General features: G+C 61.4%; 16 protein-coding genes and 4 pseudogenes. 15 read left to right on the top strand and 5 right to left on the bottom strand.

Going from position 1 to position 20,855, the window contains the following annotated elements; all coding sequences use genetic code 11:
• The first annotated feature begins 469 nt into the window (after positions 1-469).
• The 6 genes from istA to LMTR13_RS42800 all read left to right on the top strand — a co-directional run bounded on the left by istA (position 470) and on the right by LMTR13_RS42800 (position 5,171).
• Positions 470-2,008: an IS21 family transposase gene (gene istA, locus LMTR13_RS25440; protein WP_083219417.1), complete on the top strand. Its 1,539-nt coding sequence runs from the start codon at positions 470-472 to the stop codon at positions 2,006-2,008.
• A gap of 11 nt (positions 2,009-2,019) precedes the next feature.
• Positions 2,020-2,763, top strand: a complete 744-nt coding sequence (gene istB / locus LMTR13_RS25435) for an IS21-like element helper ATPase IstB (protein WP_065727367.1) — start codon at positions 2,020-2,022, stop codon at positions 2,761-2,763.
• 280 nt (positions 2,764-3,043) lie between these two features.
• Entirely contained in the window at positions 3,044-3,253 is a 210-nt protein-coding gene (locus LMTR13_RS41880; protein WP_065732972.1) for a hypothetical protein, read from the top strand.
• Positions 3,254-3,743: 490 nt separating this feature from the next.
• Positions 3,744-4,220 (top strand): recombinase family protein, encoded by a 477-nt coding sequence (locus LMTR13_RS42805; protein WP_236843112.1) that lies wholly within the window; start codon positions 3,744-3,746, stop codon positions 4,218-4,220.
• Positions 4,205-4,309, top strand: coding sequence for a recombinase zinc beta ribbon domain-containing protein (locus LMTR13_RS43410; RefSeq protein WP_335622101.1), 105 nt, complete (start codon positions 4,205-4,207; stop codon positions 4,307-4,309). The genes LMTR13_RS42805 and LMTR13_RS43410 overlap by 16 nt, the downstream gene beginning before the upstream one ends.
• A 145-nt stretch (positions 4,310-4,454) precedes the next feature.
• Positions 4,455-5,171, top strand: a complete 717-nt coding sequence (locus LMTR13_RS42800; protein WP_236843110.1) for a hypothetical protein — start codon at positions 4,455-4,457, stop codon at positions 5,169-5,171.
• A 198-nt stretch (positions 5,172-5,369) separates the two neighbouring features.
• On the opposite strand, the pseudogene LMTR13_RS42795 reads toward LMTR13_RS42800, so the two are convergent.
• A pseudogene (locus LMTR13_RS42795) lies at positions 5,370-5,530 on the bottom strand (IS3 family transposase); the annotation flags it as partial.
• Between the two features lie 526 nt (positions 5,531-6,056).
• On the bottom strand, positions 6,057-6,389 hold the full coding sequence (locus LMTR13_RS25420; protein WP_197520906.1) for a hypothetical protein: 333 nt from the start codon (positions 6,387-6,389) through the stop codon (positions 6,057-6,059).
• A gap of 1,619 nt (positions 6,390-8,008) precedes the next feature.
• On the opposite strand from LMTR13_RS25420, the pseudogene LMTR13_RS25415 reads away from it, so the two are divergent.
• The 7 genes and pseudogenes from LMTR13_RS25415 to LMTR13_RS42775 all read left to right on the top strand — a co-directional run.
• Positions 8,009-8,693 (top strand): annotated as a pseudogene (locus LMTR13_RS25415) (transposase); the annotation flags it as partial.
• Positions 8,694-9,095: 402 nt separating this feature from the next.
• Positions 9,096-9,986 (top strand): beta-keto acid cleavage family enzyme, encoded by an 891-nt coding sequence (locus LMTR13_RS25410; protein WP_065730191.1) that lies wholly within the window; start codon positions 9,096-9,098, stop codon positions 9,984-9,986.
• Positions 9,987-10,002: 16 nt separating this feature from the next.
• Positions 10,003-11,535, top strand: coding sequence for a 3-hydroxyacyl-CoA dehydrogenase NAD-binding domain-containing protein (locus tag LMTR13_RS25405; RefSeq protein ID WP_065730190.1), 1,533 nt, complete (start codon positions 10,003-10,005; stop codon positions 11,533-11,535).
• 378 nt (positions 11,536-11,913) lie between these two features.
• A complete protein-coding gene (locus LMTR13_RS43810; protein WP_083219209.1) occupies positions 11,914-12,261 on the top strand; it encodes a coenzyme F420 hydrogenase/dehydrogenase beta subunit N-terminal domain-containing protein in 348 nt (115 codons plus the stop codon).
• A 792-nt stretch (positions 12,262-13,053) separates the two neighbouring features.
• Entirely contained in the window at positions 13,054-13,884 is an 831-nt protein-coding gene (locus LMTR13_RS42785; RefSeq protein ID WP_236843109.1) for a hypothetical protein, read from the top strand.
• Positions 13,782-14,474: a CoA transferase gene (locus LMTR13_RS42780; protein WP_418219722.1), complete on the top strand. Its 693-nt coding sequence runs from the start codon at positions 13,782-13,784 to the stop codon at positions 14,472-14,474. Before LMTR13_RS42785 ends, LMTR13_RS42780 begins: the two co-directional genes overlap by 103 nt.
• Positions 14,475-14,577: 103 nt before the next feature.
• Entirely contained in the window at positions 14,578-14,991 is a 414-nt protein-coding gene (locus LMTR13_RS42775) for a CoA-transferase family III protein (RefSeq protein WP_065730187.1), read from the top strand.
• A 465-nt stretch (positions 14,992-15,456) separates the two neighbouring features.
• Here the strand turns inward: LMTR13_RS42775 and ahcY are convergent.
• The 3 genes and pseudogenes from ahcY to LMTR13_RS41875 form a co-directional block, all read right to left on the bottom strand.
• Positions 15,457-16,879 (bottom strand): annotated as a pseudogene (ahcY, locus tag LMTR13_RS25385) (adenosylhomocysteinase).
• 276 nt (positions 16,880-17,155) lie between these two features.
• Positions 17,156-18,349, bottom strand: coding sequence for a methionine adenosyltransferase (gene metK / locus LMTR13_RS25380; protein ID WP_065730186.1), 1,194 nt, complete (start codon positions 18,347-18,349; stop codon positions 17,156-17,158).
• Positions 18,349-18,849 carry a hypothetical protein gene (locus tag LMTR13_RS41875; RefSeq protein ID WP_197521196.1) on the bottom strand — a complete coding sequence of 167 codons (501 nt, stop codon included), beginning with the start codon at positions 18,847-18,849 and terminating at the stop codon, positions 18,349-18,351. Before LMTR13_RS41875 ends, metK begins: the two co-directional genes overlap by 1 nt.
• A 1,688-nt stretch (positions 18,850-20,537) precedes the next feature.
• On the opposite strand from LMTR13_RS41875, the pseudogene LMTR13_RS43805 reads away from it, so the two are divergent.
• A pseudogene (locus tag LMTR13_RS43805) lies at positions 20,538-20,684 on the top strand (transposase); the annotation flags it as partial.
• 23 nt (positions 20,685-20,707) lie between these two features.
• Positions 20,708-20,851 (top strand): hypothetical protein, encoded by a 144-nt coding sequence (locus LMTR13_RS42770; RefSeq protein WP_236843107.1) that lies wholly within the window; start codon positions 20,708-20,710, stop codon positions 20,849-20,851.
• Positions 20,852-20,855: the final 4 nt, after the last annotated feature.

The raw sequence follows: 20,855 nt of genomic DNA, 5'->3' as shown, positions 1-20,855 counted from the left end.
GCCGTCGACAAAGCTGATGATGTCGTCTTTCGCTGCACACTGGGTGGATCGCAAGCGGATCGCTGGCTGGAAGTTCCGGCGTGGATGTTCGACCGGACGGCATGTCCTGACGTCCAGCTTTTGACAGTTCAGCCATTTGTCAGCATCGACGCACTTGCGGCGCTCTCTGCGCTTCTCGATCTGGCTTTGGAGGATCGAACGCCATCAGCAGCCCTGCTTTCTGGCGCATCCAGAGCCTCTCACGACCAGAATCGGGGAGAGACTCATGCTGATTCCGCTCGATGTCGCCCACGATTCCGGAATGATCTCGCCCACCGTTCCGATTTGACGTCGCCCGCCATTCCGAGATGATCTCGCCCACCATTCCGGGATGATGTCGCCCGGGGTGACGAGGCCTCTTCTGGCTCCGCTACGGTCCCGCCTTTCGGCTTTGCAAGGGGGGACCAGGATGCCGACGGAGAGGCTTGCGATGCGCCATGTGCGCGATGTGATCAGATTGAAGTCGGCCGGGATGCCGACCCGCGAGATCGCGCGGCGGGTCGGGGCGGCGCCCTCGACGGTGCGGCTGACGATCCGGCGGTTCGAGGCATCGGGGCTGACCTGGCCGTTGCCCGATGACGTCACCGACACGGTGCTGGAAGCGCGGCTGTTCGCGGCAGCGGGAGCCGGTCCTGGCACCCGGCGCGGCCAGCGACGTCTCGCCGAGCCGGACTGGGCGTCGGTGCATCGCGAGCTCAAGCGCAAGCACGTGACGCTGTCGATCCTGTGGGAGGAGTACATCGCAAGCGAGCCCGGCGGGTATCGCTATTCGCGGTTCTGCGAGCTTTACCGCGCCTGGGAAGGCCGGTTGTCGGTGACGATGCGCCAGTCGCATGCAGCCGGCGACAAGCTGTTCGTCGACTATGCGGGCGACGGCGTGCCGGTGGTGATCGACCGGCTCACCGGCGAGCGGCGCACCGCGCAGATCTTCGTCGCGGTGCTCGGCGCGTCGAGCTTCACCTATGCACAGGCGACTTGGACGCAGGGGCTCGCCGACTGGATCAGCGGCCACGTCGGCGCCTTCGAGGCGATCGGCGGCGTGCCGGCGCTGCTGGTGCCGGACAACACCAAAGTGGCGGTGATCAAGGCCTGCCTCTACGATCCGCGGATCAACCGCAGCTACGCCGACATGGCGGCGCATTACGGCACCGCCATCCTGCCGGCGAGGCCGCGACGGCCACGGGACAAGGCGAAGGTCGAACAGGCGGTCCTCATGGTCGAGCGCTGGCTGCTCGGGCGGCTGCGCCACCGCACGTTCTACAGCCTCGCCGAGGTCAACGCGGCGATCGCCGAGTTGCTGACCCGGCTCAACGAGGAGCGGCCGATCCGGCGGCTCGGCGTGACCCGTCGCAAGCTATTGGAGGAGATCGACCGGCCGGCACTCCAGGCCTTGCCGGAGAGCCCTTATGTGTTCGCCGAGTGGCGGATCTGCCGGGTCAGCATCGACTATCACGTCGAGGTCGAGGCGCATTACTACAGCGTCCCGCATCGCTTCGTCCGCGCCGAGGTCGAGGTGCGCTTCACCGCCCGCACCGTCGAGATTTTCCACAAGGGCGAGCGGATCGCCGCGCATCAGCGCATGAGCGGCAACCACAAGCACACGACCGTGCCGGAGCATATGGCATCCAGTCATCGGCGCCATGCCGGCTGGACCATCGAGCGCATCCGCAAGGAGGCCGCCGCGATCGGGCCGGCCACCGCGGCGCTGTGCGATCTGATCCTCGACGAGCGCGCGCATCCGGAACAGGGCTTCCGCGCCTGTCTCGGCATCATCCGGCTCGCTCGATCCTACGGGCAAGAGCGGCTCGATGCCGCCGCCATGCGGGCGATCGAGATCGGCGCGCGCACCTACGGCTCGGTCAAGTCGATCCTCGCCAACAATCTCGATCGGCGTCCTTCCCCCAGGCGCTCCGCGGATGACGCGCCGATCCTGCATTCCAACATCCGCGGGCCGCGCTACTACAATTAGGAGATCCCATCTTGCTCACCCATCCGACCCTCGATCAGCTCCACGCACTCGGCCTTCACGGCATGGCCAAGGCCTTCGCCGACATCGAAGCCGGCGGCGACGCCACGAGCCTCGGCCACGCCGAATGGCTCGCGCTCCTGCTCGAACGCGAAGCGTCACTGCGACGCGACAAGCGGCTGTCGAAGCGGCTGCAATATGCCAAGCTGCGCCAGCAGGCCTGCGTCGAGGACATCGACTACCGCACCCCGCGCGGCCTCGACCGCAGCCTCCTGACGATGCTGGTCGAAGGCCAATGGATCGATGACCACGCCAACCTGCTGATCTGCGGGCCCTCCGGTGTTGGCAAGAGCTGGATCGCCTCGGCGCTCGGCAACAAGGCCTGCCGCGACAATCGCTCCGTGCTTTATCAGCGCGTCCCGCGGCTGTTCAGCGATCTCGCTTTGGCGCGCGGCGACGGCCGCCATCCCCGTCTGCTGCGTGCGCTGGGCCGTGTCGATCTCCTCATCCTCGACGACTGGGGCCTCGAGCCGCTCGACGCAGCAGCCCGCCACGACCTCCTGGAGATCCTTGAGGATCGCTACGGCCGCCGCTCCACCATCGTCACCAGCCAGCTCCCCGTCGACCAATGGCACGCGCTGATCGGCGACCCCACCTACGCCGACGCCGTCCTCGATCGCCTGGTCCATAACGCCCACCGGATCGATCTGAACGGCGAGAGCATGCGGCGAACCCGCAAACCCAGCCGAAAGGCCTGAGCAAGTGGCGCTGTGGACATGCCGCTGCGCTTGGACAACGCAAGCGCGTTGCCCACATGCCCACAGAACAGCAGACGAAGAAGACCCTCAAGCCGCGATTCAAGGTTGACCCCGCGGCTTGCCCGATGCCAGAAAACTGACAGCCAGAACGCCTCGCGCCCCGGGCGACATCAAATCGGAATGGTGGGCGAGATCATCTCGGAATCCCGGGCGAGATCAAATCGGTACACCCGGGCGAGATCATCGGAATCCGCAGAGACTCATGTCACGCGAGACGGCAATGCCCGGGAACGGATACCGACAAGCGCGGCCGCAGCAGATGGATCGGTTTGAGGGCGGCCTTTCGAACGGCGCCATCGACGCGCCCGCATGGCCGGAGCTGCCGGCGGAAGCGCGGGCGGCCCTCACGACCCTGATGACGCAGTTGATCCTCGACCATGCTGCGACGACAGCGATATCGCCCGCGAAGGAGGTCGATCATAATCTCTGACAAGGTCAGACCTCATCATCTGGAGCGCAAAGCGCTTCTTTACGTGCGTCAATCCTCAGCGCATCAGGTGTTGCACGATCGCGAGAGCAGCGCGTTGCAATACGCCATGCGGGACCGGCTGACGGCGCTCGGATGGTCCGAGATCGAAGTGATCGATGATGATCTCGGTCGTTCAGCCGCCGGCGGGGTGCAAGGCCGCCGGCTTCGAGCGGACGGTAGCGGAGGTCTGCCTCGGTAAGGTTGGTGCGGTTTGCGCCCGCGAGGTTTCGCGCTTCGCTCGCAACAGCCGGGATTGGCAGCTACTCATCGAGATGTGCCGCGTGGTTGATACCGTTCTGGTCGATCAGGAGACCATTTATGCGCCGAGGCACGGCAACGACCGCCTGCTGCTCGGGCGCTCAAGGGCAGCCTCAACGAGTACGAGCTGGATCTGTTGCGCCAGCGCTCGCTCTCGGCCCGCTACGAGAAGGCGCGCCGGGGCGAGTTGGTTGTGACCGCGCCCGTCGGCTTCGTGAAGGCTGGCGACCGTTACGAGAAGGATCCGGATCGGCGTGTCCAGGAAGCGATCAAGCTGGTGTTCGACAAGGTCGAGGAACTGGGCAGCGCGCGACAGGCGCTCTGCTGGCTCCACGAGTACTATCTAGATCTACCGGTGAAGCAGACCAACGGCGTCACAGCCTGGCGGCGACCGAGCTACTCTGCCATCCACCGGATCATTGAGAACCCGGTCTACGGCGGCGCCTATGCCTATGGTAAGACGGCTGTGGCGGCGGGATACAGCACCGCGGGCGTGAGCGTCAAGATCCGCCGCAAGGCGCGGAACGAATTGCTGACGCTGAAGCCCAACACCCACGAAGGGTATGTAAGCTGGGAGAGGTTCGAGGCGATTCGCACAATGGTAGCAACGTTCCCACCAGTCGGCATCACGGCGCGCCCAAGCATGGTGACGCGCTGCTGGCCGGTCTGATCCGGTGCAACGGCTGCGGCCGTAAGCTCACACTCCGGTACTCCGGCATGAAGCACCATATCCCGCGCTACAGCTGCAGCCGCGCCTGAATGGATAATGGCGGCCCTCACTGCATCGCCTTCGGCGGATTGCGCGTCAATGATGCGATCGAGGATGCACTGCTTGGCGTCATCGGTCCCGGGGCTATAGCCGCGGCAATCGCTGCCGCCAAGCAAGCCGGAGAACGGCGGGATCATGTGTGCTCTCAGTCGCGATCTCGAAGCGGCGCGCTATGCCGCCGACCGGGCTTTTCGGCAATACGATGCCGCTGATCCCGCGAACAGGCTGATGGCGAGCGAGCTTGAAGCGCGCTGGAACAGCGCGCTCGTCCATGTGGCGGAGGTCGAGGGCAAACTTGCCGCGCATGATGCGAGTACACCCGCTCCCGCCGTTGCTCCGGCCTCGCTCGGCGTCCTGGCGTCGAACCTGCGAACCGTCTGGTCAGCGCCGACGACCGATGCTCGTGTCAAGAAGCGCATCGTGCGCACCCTAATCCACGAGGTCGTGGCCGATATCGACGACGCGGCCTCCGAGATCGTTGTCATCGTCCACTGGGTGGGTGGCGCCCACAGCGAGTTGCGCTTGCCCAAGCGGCGGCGCGGACAGCGCAACAGCACCTCTGCCGATATCATCCAAGCCGTGCGTCAACTGGTGCTGATCGCCAGCTACAATCTGATTGCCGGCGTACTCAACCGCAACGGTTTCAAGACGGACAACGGCAACCGCAGGACGCGCGAGCGCGTCACATCAATGCGCTCAAACTACTGCATCCCGGTGTTCCAACCCGGCAGAGGACGGGATCGAGCCATGGCTCAATCTCAGCAAAGCCGCGCAGCTTCTCGGGATTGCGCCCAAGACGCTGCGACTGGCAGCGGAGGCCGGCGAGATCGAGGCCATCCAGCCCTTATCTGATGGTCCTTGGATCTTCGCCCGCGCCGCACTCACAACGTCCGCTGCCCAAGCCATTGCCGAGCAAGCGCGGCAAAGCCCAAAATACCCTGCGGGATCGCATCTCAACCAACAAAGCCTCTTCTCTTCAATCACATAGTGAGATGGGTGTTCCGATGCGCGGTTGTAGAAGCCTTCGATAAGAGGCGAAATATCAAGCTACGCCTCGGCTCGGGCCTTGTATTGGCGATGATGAACGAGCTCGGTTTTGAAGGTGTGGAAGAAGCTCTCCATCGGGCATTGTCGTAGTAGTCGGCTTTGCGGCTCATTGATCCGATGATGCCGGCGGCCGACAAGACCGCACGATAGTCGTGTGACGCATATCCTTGCAGCAACTCGGCTCCAATTACTCAACGGGAACTATCAGCCACGGCCGGCTAAGCGGGTGGAAATCCCGAAAACCAGATGGTGGGGTCAGAAGGCTCGGCGTTCCCCGTGTCGACCGCCTGAGTCAGCAAGCCGTGCTGCAGATGTTCCAAAACAATGGGATTCGACGTTTTCCGAGCACAGCTACAGATTCCGGCCGGGACGGTCGGCGCACCAGGCCGTAGCCGAGGCACACTGCTTGATCGCCGAGGGCTACAACGTTGTGGTGGATCTCGATCTGGAAAGATTTTTCGGCCGAGTCAACCGCGATATCTTGATGTCGCTGGGATGCTGGAGGACGGCCTGATCAGTCCGGTGGACGAGGGGGGACCCCTCGGGGCGTGGTCCGCTCTCGCCCTTCCTCTATAATATCGTAGTCGACGATCGTCGTCGATCATGGAGGCGATCTCTCCTTCGAGCGAGCGGGATTGCCACTTGAGCAAGGCGCTCACCTCGTCGAGACTGGCCAGCATCGGCGGGTTGTCATTCAAACCAGCGCGGCGCTGCTTTTGAACCGTAAGGTCGTCGGGTGACCCGCCTGAGCCTTGTTACCAGAGCCTTCGGGCGCTGCTGGGCCTGGCTTGGCAGCGGCGTCGGAGCCAGGTTCTTGTGAGCGAAGCGGGCAATGACAGAGGAATCGATCCGGTCGGTCGTCTTCTCCAGAATGCCCATCGCCTCGGCATAGCGTCGGACGTTGCGGGCATTGGTCAGCGCGCAGCTGATGTCGCTATTAAAACTTGCAAGCCGACGCCCGGATTCGATGCAGACACCGAGCTTGGCTTTCGAAACGTCCACTCCACAAATCGTCTTCTTCACGGTAACCTGCCTTGTCCATGCGATCGGAACTCAATCGACTGTTCGGTCGTGCGTGACATGGCGAAGATCCCAAAGCTCACCGCGGTTGTAGCCAGTGGAGGAACGAGCGACATCGCCACGCGCTTTGATGGTGGCCACCGGCCAAAGCGCTCGCTTCCATTGCACAAATTCTGGCCATGCAGATACAAGGAGGAGAGGCGTTTTGCCGAACGAATGTGGGATGGCTATCACGTCACGGACGACGATGTATCGGCCCCATCACGACGTTCTTTAGCCGTTTGCGCGAACGAATTCGCCTTGTCAGAGAAGTGCGCTCCTGACCACGCTGCGATTGCCCGCCGCATCCCCACCTTGTCGTTATGGATTGCAGCGCGCTTCCCATGATTTCGAAGGTCGGGGACGTATCTTAGCGCGCGCCCACTTCGACCGTGAGGCGAGGCAAAAGCGAGGTTTTTCCGGGTCAGCGCAGATCGTATTCGCCCCGAAGTGCGTTTCGTCGCAAGCAACTCAGCGCGCATTTAATGTCCCAAATACATCCGGTGCGACTAAGTTACCTATCCGTATTGCTGGCTATCTTTCTTTGTAGGTCTCAGAAGCTTGGGGCTAAGCTATGTTCGCTTGCGAAAGCGAACTGTTGCTTGCAAGAACGTCGAATGAAGGAGCCGAGTTTGGCCCCGGAGCCACGCCGGATCGCCGGATAACTGCCTTTCAGTGAACAAAAGATATAGAGAGGTGGATGAGGAAATAACACACCGCTATACGAATATCTCCGCTTATCCTCATACTATCAACTTCGTTGCGCTTCAAAGAACGAGAGCTGGAGGCTTGAGAGCGGTTCTCGCTGGCACCGCAGCTGATTTGAGCTGCCTGTTACTGGTGGAGGTTTGAAGGTTTGTTTGAGGCTGGCTCGTTTGCCTACATAGCGGCGCATTCATACGCCACCTTAGATCGACTCAATCAACGGTCTTTCCGCTCTAGTCCGTTCAAGCATTTCCGTGCCGCCGATCGCCTTCCCAGCGGGTGGTCGTTCAACAAGATTGCTCGTCAGCCCAGATTTTGCAGATGGCCTCGAACCGTGTGAGGCCGCGCAGGCTCTTAAGCCATTTGACAAGGTTGTGGGATCCAGGAAGGCGCTGAGGTGCTCTCTGAGCTGCTAGTGCGTATCTAGTGGTAGCGCCGCGCGGTCGCCTCCTTGAGGATACGGTTCATCCGCTCGACCTAGCCATTGGTCCACGGGTGCCTTGGTTTGGTGAGGCGATGCTCGATGCCATGCTCGCGACAGATGCGGTCAAATGTTAGACACCAACGGGCAGTCGGTCCGGACCAGCGCGAGGGCTGATCGCAGAACTGCACGCCATTATCGGTGAGCACGGATTGACTGGGACTACACACACTTCCGAGCAGCGCTGGCGCTGAAGCTGACGTTTCACCTTAGTTTGCGCACGCGCCAGGTGGCCAGTTCGATAGTCGCGCGTGAACAAGCCTCCAAGCGCTTGGTGGGGAGTCTGTTGGCATATGAGATTGAAGGATCGCGGCCTTGAGATCCTAACACTTTGCAATTTCATTTGTGGACTCCCTTTCGCTGCGGATCATGATTCTGTGGCACATCGGAGGGGACGATGCGACCGAAGAAGCGCAAGAGGACAGGATCAAACGATCTGTTCCGGGCGCGGCTGGACCAGATCATCAACATGAAGCACGAACTGGTTCTGCTCGCCGGCAAGATCGATTGGGACTGGATCGACGGCGAGATCGCGCCGCTCTACAGCGAGAATGGCCAGCCCGGGATCAAGACGCGCTTCATGATCGGGCTGCTGTTGCTCAAGCACATTTACGGGCTGTCCGAAGAGGGGGCGAGCGCTGGGTTCACGACCCATATTTCCAGTTCTTCACCGGCGAAGAGTTCTTCCAGAACGTCTTCCCGCACGAACGCTCGGACCTGAGCTATTGGCGCAAGCAGCTCGGCGACAAGCTGGAACTGCTGCTGGGAGAGCTTGCGGGTGGCCCACGAGGCCGGCGCGTTACGCGGCCAGGACCTCAGGCGCGTCACGGTCGACACCCACGGTACAGCCAAAGGCCATCACCTTTCCGACGGATGCCAATCTGTTGCATGCGGCCGTCAAGGGAACCGCCTGGCGAGGAGGCACGGCGTCAGACTGCGGCAATCCTGTTCTCGTGTGGCCAAGGCCGCCGCGATGATGGCAGGCCGCTACGCCCATGCAAACAGTTCAGGCGGCATCAGCGGCAGGCCGGCCGGCGCTGGAGGAGGCGTTCGCACTCCCGCTTGGCCGCGCACCCACAGTGGTGAAGCTCGGCAGGAATGGCGACCGGCATCACATGAGGCTCCATCTCGTAATGTCGGCCGTGTCCGGTTGACGACTTCGATGTCGGAACTCCGACGAGCAGCAGCGCCATTTCAAGAGCGCGCTGCTAGCTACAGTGTTTTCTCTCGCCAGGCAGGCCGCGCACAGGATTCCGCGAGCGGCACGCCGATTGCTAGGATGAGGGTTGCCGTAGCTAAGACGTTCGCAGCGGCCCTGTTGCCGGGAGTTGCCGATGAGACCCGTTCGATCGATCCGAGTCATTGCGCTGACGCTGTTTACGCCCGGAAATTCAAAAGCGCTCAACATCATGAGATAAAACTCGTCGCCGGTGTGGGCCCTGCTCGGAACAGGTCGAGCTTTTCAGCGAGAGGAGAAGGTGCGGATGATTTCCGAAGTGTTTATCACCTGTGCGGTCACAGGGGGAGGGGCGGCGAAGCAGCCGAATGTGCCGGTAACCCCGCAGCAAATTGCTGATTCGGCGATCGAGGCGGCGCGTGCAGGCGCGGCCGTGGTGCACATCCACGTGCGTGATGCCAAAACGCGGCGGGGTTCGCGGGATCCGGCTCTGTATCGGGCAGTGGTGCAGCGCATTCGGGAGTCGGATGTGAATCCGGTGATCAACCTGACCACAGGGATGGGCGGCGACCTTGTGCTGGGTGGAGCGGACTCTCCCCTGCCGCCGGACCCGGCTGGAACGGACATGGTGGGCGCGCTTGAGCGGCTCGTGCACGTCGAAGAGCTGCGGCCGGAGATCTGCACATTGGATTGCGGGACGATGAACTTCGCCGGCCACAGCGAGTACATCATGACCAACACTCCCGGGATGCTGAGCGCGATGGCCGCACGCTTGAAACACCTTGGTGTACGTCCTGAACTCGAGGTTTTCGATACCGGTCATTTGATACACGTGCACGAGTTGCTCAAAGATGGGTTGATCGATGATCAGCCATTGATTCAGCTGTGCATGGGGATTCGCTACGGCGCGCCCGACGATCTAACCACGCTGATGGCCATGGTGCGTCACCTCCCGCCGCGCGCCGTCTACTCGGCCTTCGCGATCGGACGGATGCAGTTTCCTTATGTGGCATTGGCACCGTTGATCGGTGCGAACGTGCGGGTGGGGTTGGAGGACAACTTGTATCTCTCCCGGGGGAGGCTGGCGACCAACGCCGAGCTCGTGCAGCGGACGATAGAGATTCTCGAAAGGATCGGTGTGCGGGTGATGAGCCCGGAGGAGACGCGCGAAAAGCTTGCACTCAAAGTTCAGGTTTGAGAGGTCAAATAGTTCTATGTCCAAGACGTCAAAACTCATATCTGAGATATCCAGGCTCGCTTCTGACAGGCGACCGCGAGCGGTCGGGCTGCTGGGCGGCGGGGTGATCGGCGGCGGGTGGGCTGCACGGTTTCTCCTCAACGGAGTGGACGTGCGGCTGTACGGCCCGTCGGATCGTGCCGTCGAACGCGTGCAGAATATGCTGGCCAACGCGCGGCGAGCCTATCAGAGGCTGACGACGCTCCCGCTTCCGGCCGAGGGAGCGCTGACGGTGGTGGATTCGGTCGCGGAAGCAGTGCTCGGCGCGGAGCTCGTGCAGGAGTCCGCGCCGGAGCGCCTAGAACTCAAGCAGCAGCTGCTCGCGCTCGCCAGTCGGGCGGCGGCGCCTGAGACCCTAATCTGCTCCTCGACCTCGGGGTTTCGGCCGTCGTTGCTGCAGGCGGAGATGGACCACGCCGAGCGCCTGCTCGTTGCGCACCCGTTCGACCCGGTGCACCTGCTGCCGCTAGTTGAATTGTGCGCTGGACAGCGCACGGCGCCCGAGACGCTGGGACGGGCGGCGGAGATCTATCGGTCGGTCGGGATGCACCCCCTCGTAGTGCGCAAAGAAGTGGATGGATTCATCGCGAACCGGCTGCAAGAAGCGATGTGGCGCGAGGCGCTTTGGCTGGTGCACGACGATGTGGCCACCGTGAAGGAGGTCGATGACGCGATCCGCTACTCCTTCGGGCTGCGCCGGGCGATCATCGGTCCCTTCCGCATGAGTGGTGATGCGACCGGCATGCGCCATTTCATGGACAAGTGGGGACCAGCGCTGAAGTGGCCGAGGACGAAGCTCACCGACGTGCCCGAGCTCACCGGCGCCTTTTTAGACAAACTCGCCGGGCAGTCTGACGCGCAGACGAAGTCCGACAACTTGACAATCCCTGAGATCCAGCAGAAACGCGACGATTGCCTCTTGGCTGTGCTGCAGGCGCTGCGGGCTAAGGGCTACGGCGCCGGCGAGACGCTTCTGTCCTGGGAAAAGGGGCTACGAGACCGCGATCCCCAGCTCATTGACCTCGATTCCCAGCTCACTAGCGGCTCCGGCCCGCTGCGGATGGCGACACGACAGATCCCGTCTGACTGGCTCGATCACGACGGGCACCTCAATGAGATCCGCTGCTTCCAGCTCTTCGGCAGCGCTGCTGGCACCTTGCTCCATTACATCGGGCTTGACGGCGAGTACCTCTCAAACAGCGGCAATTATCGCAGCGTCGAGACGCACCTGTCCCATCTCCGGGCCCTGTACGCCGGCGACCGCATCCGGGTGCTCACGCAGGTCCTCGGCGCTGATGACAAGCGCCTTCATCTCTTTCACATGATGATGCGTGAGGATGATGACGGGCCGGCGGTCACGGGCGAACAGATGCTCGTCCACGTCGAGGCCGGCAACGGACGCAGCGGACCCGTGCAGGGGAAGTTACGCGAGCGCGTCCTGGAGCTGGGGCGGCTGCATGCGGAGCTGCCCCGCCCGGGGCGCGCTGGCGCGAGCATCGGGCTGCGCTGACCGCGAACTCACCGGCAGCCCGTGACGATCGCGGCAAGCCCATCCGGAGGATAATGGCGCTCGCCAAGCTCAGGACATTTCAGGAGGCTCCCTATCGAGCCGCAAGCAGTTGCACGGCAAGTCAATGTTCTTCGCCGCGCCCGCCCGAGACGTCGAGGATGTCGTGGTCGCCGGCTTGTGCACAGGCTGTGGCCTATGCGCGAGCATCATTGGCTTTGCGATATCGATGGACATCAATATCGAAGGTAACATGCGGTCTCTCGTCCGAGGTGAAGTCGCTGTCGGGAAGAACGAGCAGATCATGGCCGTTTGCTCGGGCGTGTCGGTCCACGGGCCCGGCAGACACCAACGGGTCCCATCCATCTGGTGTGGGGCCCCATGCGTGAAATACACAGGTCCTGGTCCAGCGAGCACATCATCCGTCAGACGGGGGCTGCAGGCGGCATCTTGACGGCGCTAGGCCGATATCTCCTTACCAGTGGCCGAGTCCATGCCGTGCTGCATGTCCGCGCCGACGATCGAAATCCCTGGCTGACAACATCCACGATCTCGAGAACGCCGGACGGAGTATGCGTGCCGCTCAGTCTCGCTACGGCCCATCGTCGCTCTCGTCTATCTGCACGGCTGCTCGACGAAGGCAAACTCTTTGCCGTGATTGGAAAAGCTTGCGAACATCTCGGCTGTTCGTGCCCTCGGAGGAGTCGACCCGCGGGTTCGAACTGCTGATCCCCTACATGTTGACCAACTTCTGTGGCGGCGTTCACTCCGTCCACATTGCCAAGGCCGTAATGCGCCACGTCGAAGTCGACGAGCTGACGTCGTCTTGTATCCATACCGTGGGAAGGATGGCCAGGCCCGCTGCGTGTGCAGACTCGCGACGGAACCATTTACGACCTGTCCTATCCAGGGGCTTGGCACATGGGTAATTCCGCTACGAACTTCCGTTTCGCTGCAAGATCTGCCCAGATGGAATAGGCGAAGTCGCGGATATTTCCGTGCCGGATGGCTGGATCCTTCAGAACGGAAAGCCTGTTTTCGCCGAAGCGAACCAACGTGGCCGTCGTTCGCACGCCAGCCGGCGAAGAGTTACTCGGGCCTTCGACGTAGGATCTCTAGAGCTAGCCCCGGTTTGGAGATGAACAGATGCATATCAACCATCACAGGAGGGCGGCCGCGTCAGTCGCTTTGTTTGCTCTCCGGATCATGGGCCAAAGGACGATCATGGCTTTGGGCTATCGTACTAAGGACGGCCTTAAGCGTGCCGGCTTGCGCGGCATTGCCAGGAATTCACAGGACGGTCAGGCGCGTGCTCGCCGGTGAGAACCGGGAGCACCTGACCTAGCCGTCAGCCTTTTGAAAGCCAATCCCGCGCGATCGCGAACTCACGTCAGTGCGAACGTCGCGATCGTAGTGTGCTGGATGCCGGAGGGCCGGTGCGTTGCCTCTGGCATCTGCCTACGGCAGATGGTCGCCGCCTCGGCTACGGTGCTGGCGCTTCAGGCGCGGGAGCGCAGCGGAATGGGGGATCAGATCGAGGTGCCTCTTGCATGCGCGGTCATGGAGGGCCTCGCCTATAACTCGATGAAAATTGACCACCTTCCGCCCCGCTACAAGACACAACGTGAGCGCGAGATCGCCCGGCGGCGCGAAGCGGGCTTGCCGATGGATCTCTCCTACGAGTCCTCGCAGGAGCTGCTCGATCCATTCTACCGCAATTACAAATGTAAGGACGAACGCATGTTCTACGTCGTCTGCCCAGGCCACAAGCATCATACCAAGCGCTGCTTGCAGGTTCTCGGCCTATACGACGAACTCGTGGCCAAGGGCCTTACGGAGGAGGGCGGATACCTATCTTCCTATCCGCGAATGGCGATCCGATCTCTCGCTCAGCGCGTATCCCCTGCCGAAATACTGGCCGGACAAGATCGCCGGGCGGATGAAGGCTGTCTTCCTGACCCGAACCGCAAAGGAATGGGAGCTCATTTCGGGGAAAGCCGGATTCCCGCGGGGGCGCAGCGTTGGTTACAGGAATGGATTAGCGCCGATCACGCAAGATGCACGGGCCTGAGGATCGAAGTCAACGATCCCGCGTATGGACGGATGATCCAGCTCGGGCCTGTGGCGTGGCTGGAGGAAAGCGGGGAAGCGATACTGAGTCCGGCGCCGCGGAAATGGGTCACCTTCGATCAGGCGGTCGCCGCGCTCTCGGCGATTGCAGCAGACGGCCGGGCGGCCGGCCGGCCGATATGCCGGCTGGATGGCTCGACAGCGTACGGGTTCTTGACCTGTCCAATGTCATCGCTGGCCCACATTCGACGTACTATCTCGCCCGTTTCGGTGCGGAGGTGATCAAGATCGGTCCGGCAAGTCCGCTTTACGACTGCTTTAACACGATCATCTACGGCATGGCCCATATGCGCGGCAAGCGCTCGGTTCTGGTGGATATCGGCTCATCCGGTGGCCGGGAGCTTTTCGAGAGGCTGGTGAAGTCGGTTGATGCCGTGATCTGGAACGCGACTGACCTGCAGGTCAAACGCATGGGGCTCGACCTGGAAAGCCTGAAAGCGCTCAACAAGTACGCGATGTTCTGCCAGCTCGATTGCTTCGGCGGCGTCCGTTGCGGCCCACGCAGCGACTATCTCGGCTATGAAAACAACGTCCAAGCGACGACTGGCATCATGCCGAGGTTCGGTGGTTCCGCGGAGACACCCGAGGAACACGCGCACGTCGGTACGATTGACGTAATGGGTGGGTTCGGCGCGGCTCTGGGCGTTGCCGTCGCGCTGTACCAGAAGGCCAAGACCGGCCACGCAGGGCGGGCCCAGACATCACTGTCGGCACTCTCCGGTGTCCTGTGGATCCCGTTCTGCTATCAGTATGAAGGGCGCGGACACTTCGATGAGCCCCCGGTCTCGATGCTCAGGGCTATGATGCACTGACCCCTCTCTATGGGACGGCCTCCGGCCGCAGCCTCCTGCTCAGCGCGCGCGAGGGCGATCTGCCTCGCCTGCGCGGGTCGAGGGACTTGAAGGGCTTGCCGATGTGCCGAAGGAAGACCGCGCCTCCTTCCTTGCAAGGGCGATCGGGATGGCTTCGGCTGAGGAATGGTTGTCAAGATTTGATGCAGCCGATGTCGGTGCCGCGATCTGCGAGAGGATGGCGGCCATACGGTCGGCGCATTCGAGGCCTGCGGATGTTGCTGCGGGACCCGACCAGCGCAGCTGTTCCTTTTCAATATTTCATGCCCATCCGAGCGGCCATACCGTAACGCTGATTGATTCTTATGCGATCCGTATGGTGATTGCAAAGGTTTATGCGCTCTCTCTCGCGGAAAAACACGGAGCTTCCACTCGGCAAATTCTACTGTGGTTGCTATACGCCGAAGCCGAAATAGACGCGTTGCTCGCCGCGGGCGCGATCAGCGAAAGCTGGAGTCGCGAGTATTTGCCTAGCTGAGGACGTGAGTCCAAATTCGATCTGCGTCAAATACAGTAAGTTAACTCTGCCTCAGCGCCTTCAACTCATGACCGATTTCTGTTTAAAATCTGCAGAAGTTTGCTGGTCCGGCTCGGAGTTCGCGGTAACCGCGAAATTGATGTTCGCTCGCTTGAATGCCAACCACAGATATCGTCAGCGATTCATGAGGATCAATCGGCTAAGATTCATTGGTTTGCCGTGGCTCCCGGCGTGCCACTTGCAGGATCCTGTCGCGCCTTGCTGGAAGAGAGAAACACACCGCGCGGCGCTGATCCAAAACTGACATTCGGGACGAGAGCAGTGTCGAACCAACAATCGACACTACCATCGCATGTGTCGCGCCATCGACGATAGGCTCCTCCTCCAACGTCTCGACTTTCAAATAGAGGGACGTCAAACAAAAGAGCCCGGGCTGTGCCGGGGCGTTTTCCAGGGATGCGCGGATCAGTACCGATAGTGATCCGACTTGTGCGGGCCTTCCGGCTTGACGCCGATATACTCGGCTTGGTCGGGGCGCAGCTCGGTCAGCTTGACGCCGATCTTGGCGAGATGCAGCCGCGCCACCTTCTCGTCGAGCGTCTTCGGCAGGACGTAGACCTTCTTCTGGTACTTGCCGTCCGTATTGTTGGCGAATAGTTCGATCTGCGCCAGCGTCTGGTTGGTGAAGGAGGCCGACATCACGAACGACGGATGCCCCGTGACGTTGCCGAGGTTTACCGACAACAGGATGATGCGGTGCTTGTCGGGGAATTTGATCTCATCGACCTGCGGCTTGATGTTGGTCCATTTCAGGTTACGCAGACCCGCGATCTGGATCTCGTTGTCGAAGTGGCCGATGTTGCAGACGATGGCGCGATCCTTCATCGCGCGCATGTGGTCGATGGTGATGATGTCCTTGTTGCCGGTTGCGGTGACGAAAATGTCGGCGCGTGGCGCGGCGTCTTCCATGGTGGTGACTTCATAACCTTCCATCGCCGCCTGCAGCGCGCAGATCGGATCGACTTCGGAAACCATGACGCGGCAGCCAGCCTGGCGCAGCGAGGCGGCCGAGCCCTTGCCGACGTCGCCAAAACCCGCGACCATCGCGATCTTGCCGGACATCATCACGTCGGTGCCACGGCGGATGCCGTCGACCAGCGACTCGCGGCAACCATAGAGGTTGTCGAACTTCGACTTGGTGACGCTGTCATTGACGTTGATGGCAGGGAACAGCAGCGTGCCCTTGTTTCGCCATGTCGTACAGGCGGTGAACACCCGTCGTGGTCTCCTCCGAGACGCCCTTGATGTTCTTGGCGATTTCCGCGAAGTAGCCCTTCGGCTTCTCCTTCAACAGGCGCTTGACGAGCGCGTAGAAGATTTCCTCTTCCTCGGACGTCGGCTTGTCGAGGAAGGCGGTGTCGCCCTGCTCAGCGCGGTAGCCGGCATGCACCAGCATGGTGGCGTCGCCGCCGTCATCAAAGATCATGTTGGGCGTGCCGCCGCCGTGCCACTCGAACAGCTTTGCGGTGTAGTCCCAGTATTCGGTGAGCGTCTCGCCCTTCACCGCAAACACCGGAATGCCGGCGGCGGCGATCGCAGCCGCCGCATGATCCTGCGTCGAATAGATATTGCAGGAGACCCAGCGGATGTCAGCGCCGAGCGCCGCCAGCGTCTCGATCAAGACCGCGGTCTGGATCGTCATATGCAGGGAGCCAGCGATGCGCGCGCCCTTCAACGGCTGCTTCGGGCCGTATTCCTCGCGCGTCGCCATCAGGCCCGGCATTTCGGTCTCGGCCAGCGAGATCTCCTTGCGGCCGAATTCGGCGAGCGAAATGTCCTTGACGATGTAGTCGGTGAAGGCGGGCTTCTTGGCGGCGGCGGTGGTCATGTCGTTTTTCCTAACACGATGAATTCGGGCGACGTATCCGTACAGGCAGAAGCTGCACGCATTGTGACGGTCAGCTCCCTCGCCCCCCTCTTGCGGGGAGAGGGCAACGGCGGCCAACAGGCCGCCGCTCCTTATTTCAGAACGCCGATGCGAAGCATCGGCTATGGTGAGGGGCTGCCGCCGCGAACATTGAGTAGCGAGATATGCGGAGGCTCCCCTCACCCGCCGCGAAGGCGCGGCGACCTCTCCCCGCAGGCGGGGAGAGATAGACGAAACTCAGATCGCGCGCTTGAGCGGTTCGACCAGGTCGGTCTTCTCCCAGGAGAAGCCGCCTTCATTGTCCGGCGTGCGGCCGAAATGGCCGTAGGCCGAGGTGCGCGCGTAGATCGGGCGATTGAGGTCGAGATGGGTGCGGATGCCGCGCGGCGTCAGATCCATGGCCTGAGCCACCGCCTCTTCGAGCTGGTCCTCCGGCACCTTTCCGGTGCCGTGGGTATCGATATAGATCGACAGCGGCCGCGCCACGCCGATCGCATAGGCAAGCTGCAGCGTGCAGCGGTCGGCAAGACCGGCGGCGACGATGTTCTTGGCGAGATAGCGCGCGGCATAGGCGGCCGAACGGTCGACCTTGGTCGGATCCTTGCCGGAGAAGGCGCCACCGCCATGCGGGGCCGCGCCGCCATAGGTATCGACAATGATCTTGCGCCCGGTAAGCCCGGAATCGCCGTCGGGGCCACCGATGTAGAACTTGCCGGTCGGATTGATGTGCCAGATGGTCTTGCCGTTAATCCACTCCTTCGGCAGCGCCTCGCGCACATAGGGCTCGACGATGTCGCGAACCTGACTGGACGTCAGGTCCTCCACCAGATGCTGGTGCGAGACCACGATCTCGCGGACGCCGACCGGCTTGCCGTTCTCGTACTGCACGGTGACCTGGCTCTTGGAGTCCGGACCGAGCACCTTCTCGCGACCGGAGTGGCGCGCTTCGGAAATCAAACGCAGGATCTTGTGGGCGTAGAAAATCGGCGCCGGCATCAGGTCCGGCGTCTCGTTGGTGGCGTAGCCGAACATGATGCCTTGGTCGCCCGCGCCCTCTTCCTGGTTGCTGGGCTGCTTGGCATCGACGCCCTGCGCGATGTCGGCCGACTGCGGATGCAGCAGAATCTCGATGTCGGCTTTCTGCCAGTGGAAGCCTTCCTGCTCGTAGCCGATGTCCTTGATGGCATCGCGCACCACGCTTTCGATGTGCTCATTGGTGACCGATTTCGGTCCCCGGGTTTCGCCGGCGATCACTACCTTGTTGGTGGTGGCGAGCGTTTCACAGGCCGCGCGGATCTGCCATGGGTCGATGCCCGCCTTCGGACCTTCCCGGTAGAACAGATCGACGATCTCGTCCGAGATTCGATCGCAAACCTTGTCCGGATGACCCTCGGAAACCGACTCGCTGGTGAAGAGATAGGAGGCGCGCATCAAACAACCCCTTGTTCCCGCCGGATGCCGGCGGCTGTCTGTGTTGTGTATCCTGGAATGTCAGTCGCGCCAGCGCGAAATGACGTAGGATTCGTCGTAAAACCAAAGCCCGTTATGCTTGCGCAGAACGTCTCTGGCAGCATCCGAAGGGCCTCTCTGGCAGCATCCAGAGTGCGGCCATTTTGAGTCGTTTCTGTCAATTTCGCCGCTCCTGCAAGGTCGGCGCAATCGGCTGCAAAAGGCATCGGATGTGCCGCGCCAGTCCAATAGTCGTCGAGCGCGCCAGCGATCTGGCGAGAGGTGTTCGAAAGATCCGCAGGCTCACGATCGTTAAGCTCGCGACGTCGATCGTGAGCCTGCCCCACTCCCAAATCTCGGCCGGATAGCTTTCCATGCGCATCAACTCTGATGGTCGAGCACAGGAGGCATACCGCTTTGACCGCGGTGGGATCGGCGCGAGCCATCGCCGAAAGAAACACCTGAAACGGCCTTATTGGCATGATAAGGCTCTAAAAATGTCAGCTTGCGCCAAGGCTTAAGTGGGCCTAAGGCCAAACCTTTTGGTTGAAGGACGGTCCAGTCTCCTTGGCTGGTTCGGTAAATTTCGCTGCGTACTTGAGCGGCTCTCATCGTGAACTCCGGCGGAGCGGCGTCGGTTGCGGCGGGGCTTCCTCCTCCTAGCAACCGGCGTGCCGCTCGCGGAATCCGGTGCGCAGGTTGCCTGACGAGAGAAAATACGTGTAACTAGTAGCTTGCAGTTAAAATGACGCTGCGGGTTGTCGAATTTCCCACACGCCGTAGCCAACCGGACCGGCCGGCATGACAAAGATGGCGCCCATGTGAGGCCGATTGCCATTCGGCCGAAGTTAAAGCTTGCCTGTGTCCGGGTGGAGAGCGCGCCCGATCCGGTCGATGAGGGAGTAGACGACGGAAATAGCCAATCCCTCGTCAGAGCGCCTGTCAGGCACGACCAGAGGAGAGCAACGATGCATCGAAGGCTACGTCCTTTCATTCCGGTTCATTACGGTAAAGCCGGCGGCCTGTGCCGCTGCAAAGGCGAACCTGGAGGATCCGAAACGAGTTGTCGCATGATGTCGGTCACAGCCATGCAAGAAGGCAATTTTTGCCATTCCTCGCCGAGGCCTGGCTCGCCGACGTCTTCGCGCATCGCCGACATGCCATGAAATCAGCTGCATGAATTATTGCCGTGAATGACGCGTCGCGCGTCAACGTCCTGCGTTCATGCCGCCTGATCATCCACGTCAATAAAGTTCAATCCGTCACCGCGATCGGTCTCGTTATCTTGGCAGAGACGAGGACTGGCTGTGGGACGTTGCCAACAGAATAGACCCCCCGGACGGCCTCATGTGGGTTTTTGGGTCCGAGACGCAGGCATCATGGCGCTCACCGACTACGGCGTCCTGCTCATCAGGATGCACAAAGTCCCCCCAAACTCCTCAAGCATTGAATTCGATCCGTCCGCGGCTTAGCTCCAATGGATGATCAGAATGTGAGGAGTTTCCCTGATTCAAGCCGTGCTCAAATTGTCGAGCGCTCCGGCGAATTTCCGATCTACCGCCGTCCGCGCCTGCATTCGAAGTCCGAAATCTTTCATGTTGTCTGGAACAGTGTGCCATTCTCGCGCTTGGAATCTTCTCGGCTGCTCAATCGTGAGTGATGGGTCTTCCTGGTCATAGCGACAGCGATTAAAGGACGGGGACTAGCTACCGCTCTTTCTCTGCCGCCAGCTGATGCGTAGACCTGCCAACTCGCTTTCTAACATTAATACCATTTTTCTCACCAAAGTAGGTAGCCGCGAGCCATTGCTAATGCTGTGAACAGCGTAACTGATCTGCTGCCAATCTCCCGTTTGCTTCAATTACATAGCGACGCGGCCGCCCAGCGAGACATCAAGCTTTTCGTCGGATTCGACTTTCATGAGTATGTCTCAATAAGGCAGGGCATTCCAACAAAAGGGCGGATATCTCCAAATTTCCGGCCATATCGCTCGCCGATCAAATCAGCCGAGGGCTATTGGATCATCGGGGTCAACGAGAACGAGGTCGCCCTTTCATATGCTGCTCGACTGTATGACCTTTCACAGACCAACTCTGCGGAGCACCTTGAATCTGAACCTCCTCCGAATGAGTGGACACCTGTAGTAGGCTCAAGGAGCCAGGAGGTGTCGATGGAAGGACGTCAACGTCGGTCGTTCACAGAGGACTACAAGCGCCAGGCCGTTGAGCTGGTGCTGTCGAGCGGTCGATCGATCGGGTCGGTCGCCAAGGAGCTCGGTCTGCGCGACTCGGTATTGCGACGCTGGGTGGCTAGGTTCCGACAGGAGCCGACATCGGCGGCGTGGCGCCCCACACGCAGGCGACGCCGATGTCGGCGGACCAGGCTTCGGAGATCGCCCGGCTGCGCCAGGAGAACGAGCGGCTGCGCATGGAGCGCGACATTTTAAGAAAGTCGATCGCGATCTTTGCCGGAACCCGGACATGAGCTT

This window comes from Bradyrhizobium icense (genome assembly GCF_001693385.1).
Lineage (GTDB): Bacteria > Pseudomonadota > Alphaproteobacteria > Rhizobiales > Xanthobacteraceae > Bradyrhizobium > Bradyrhizobium icense.
The sequence above is the reverse complement of the archived record's forward strand: the minus strand, read 5'-3'. Positions and strand labels throughout refer to the sequence as shown.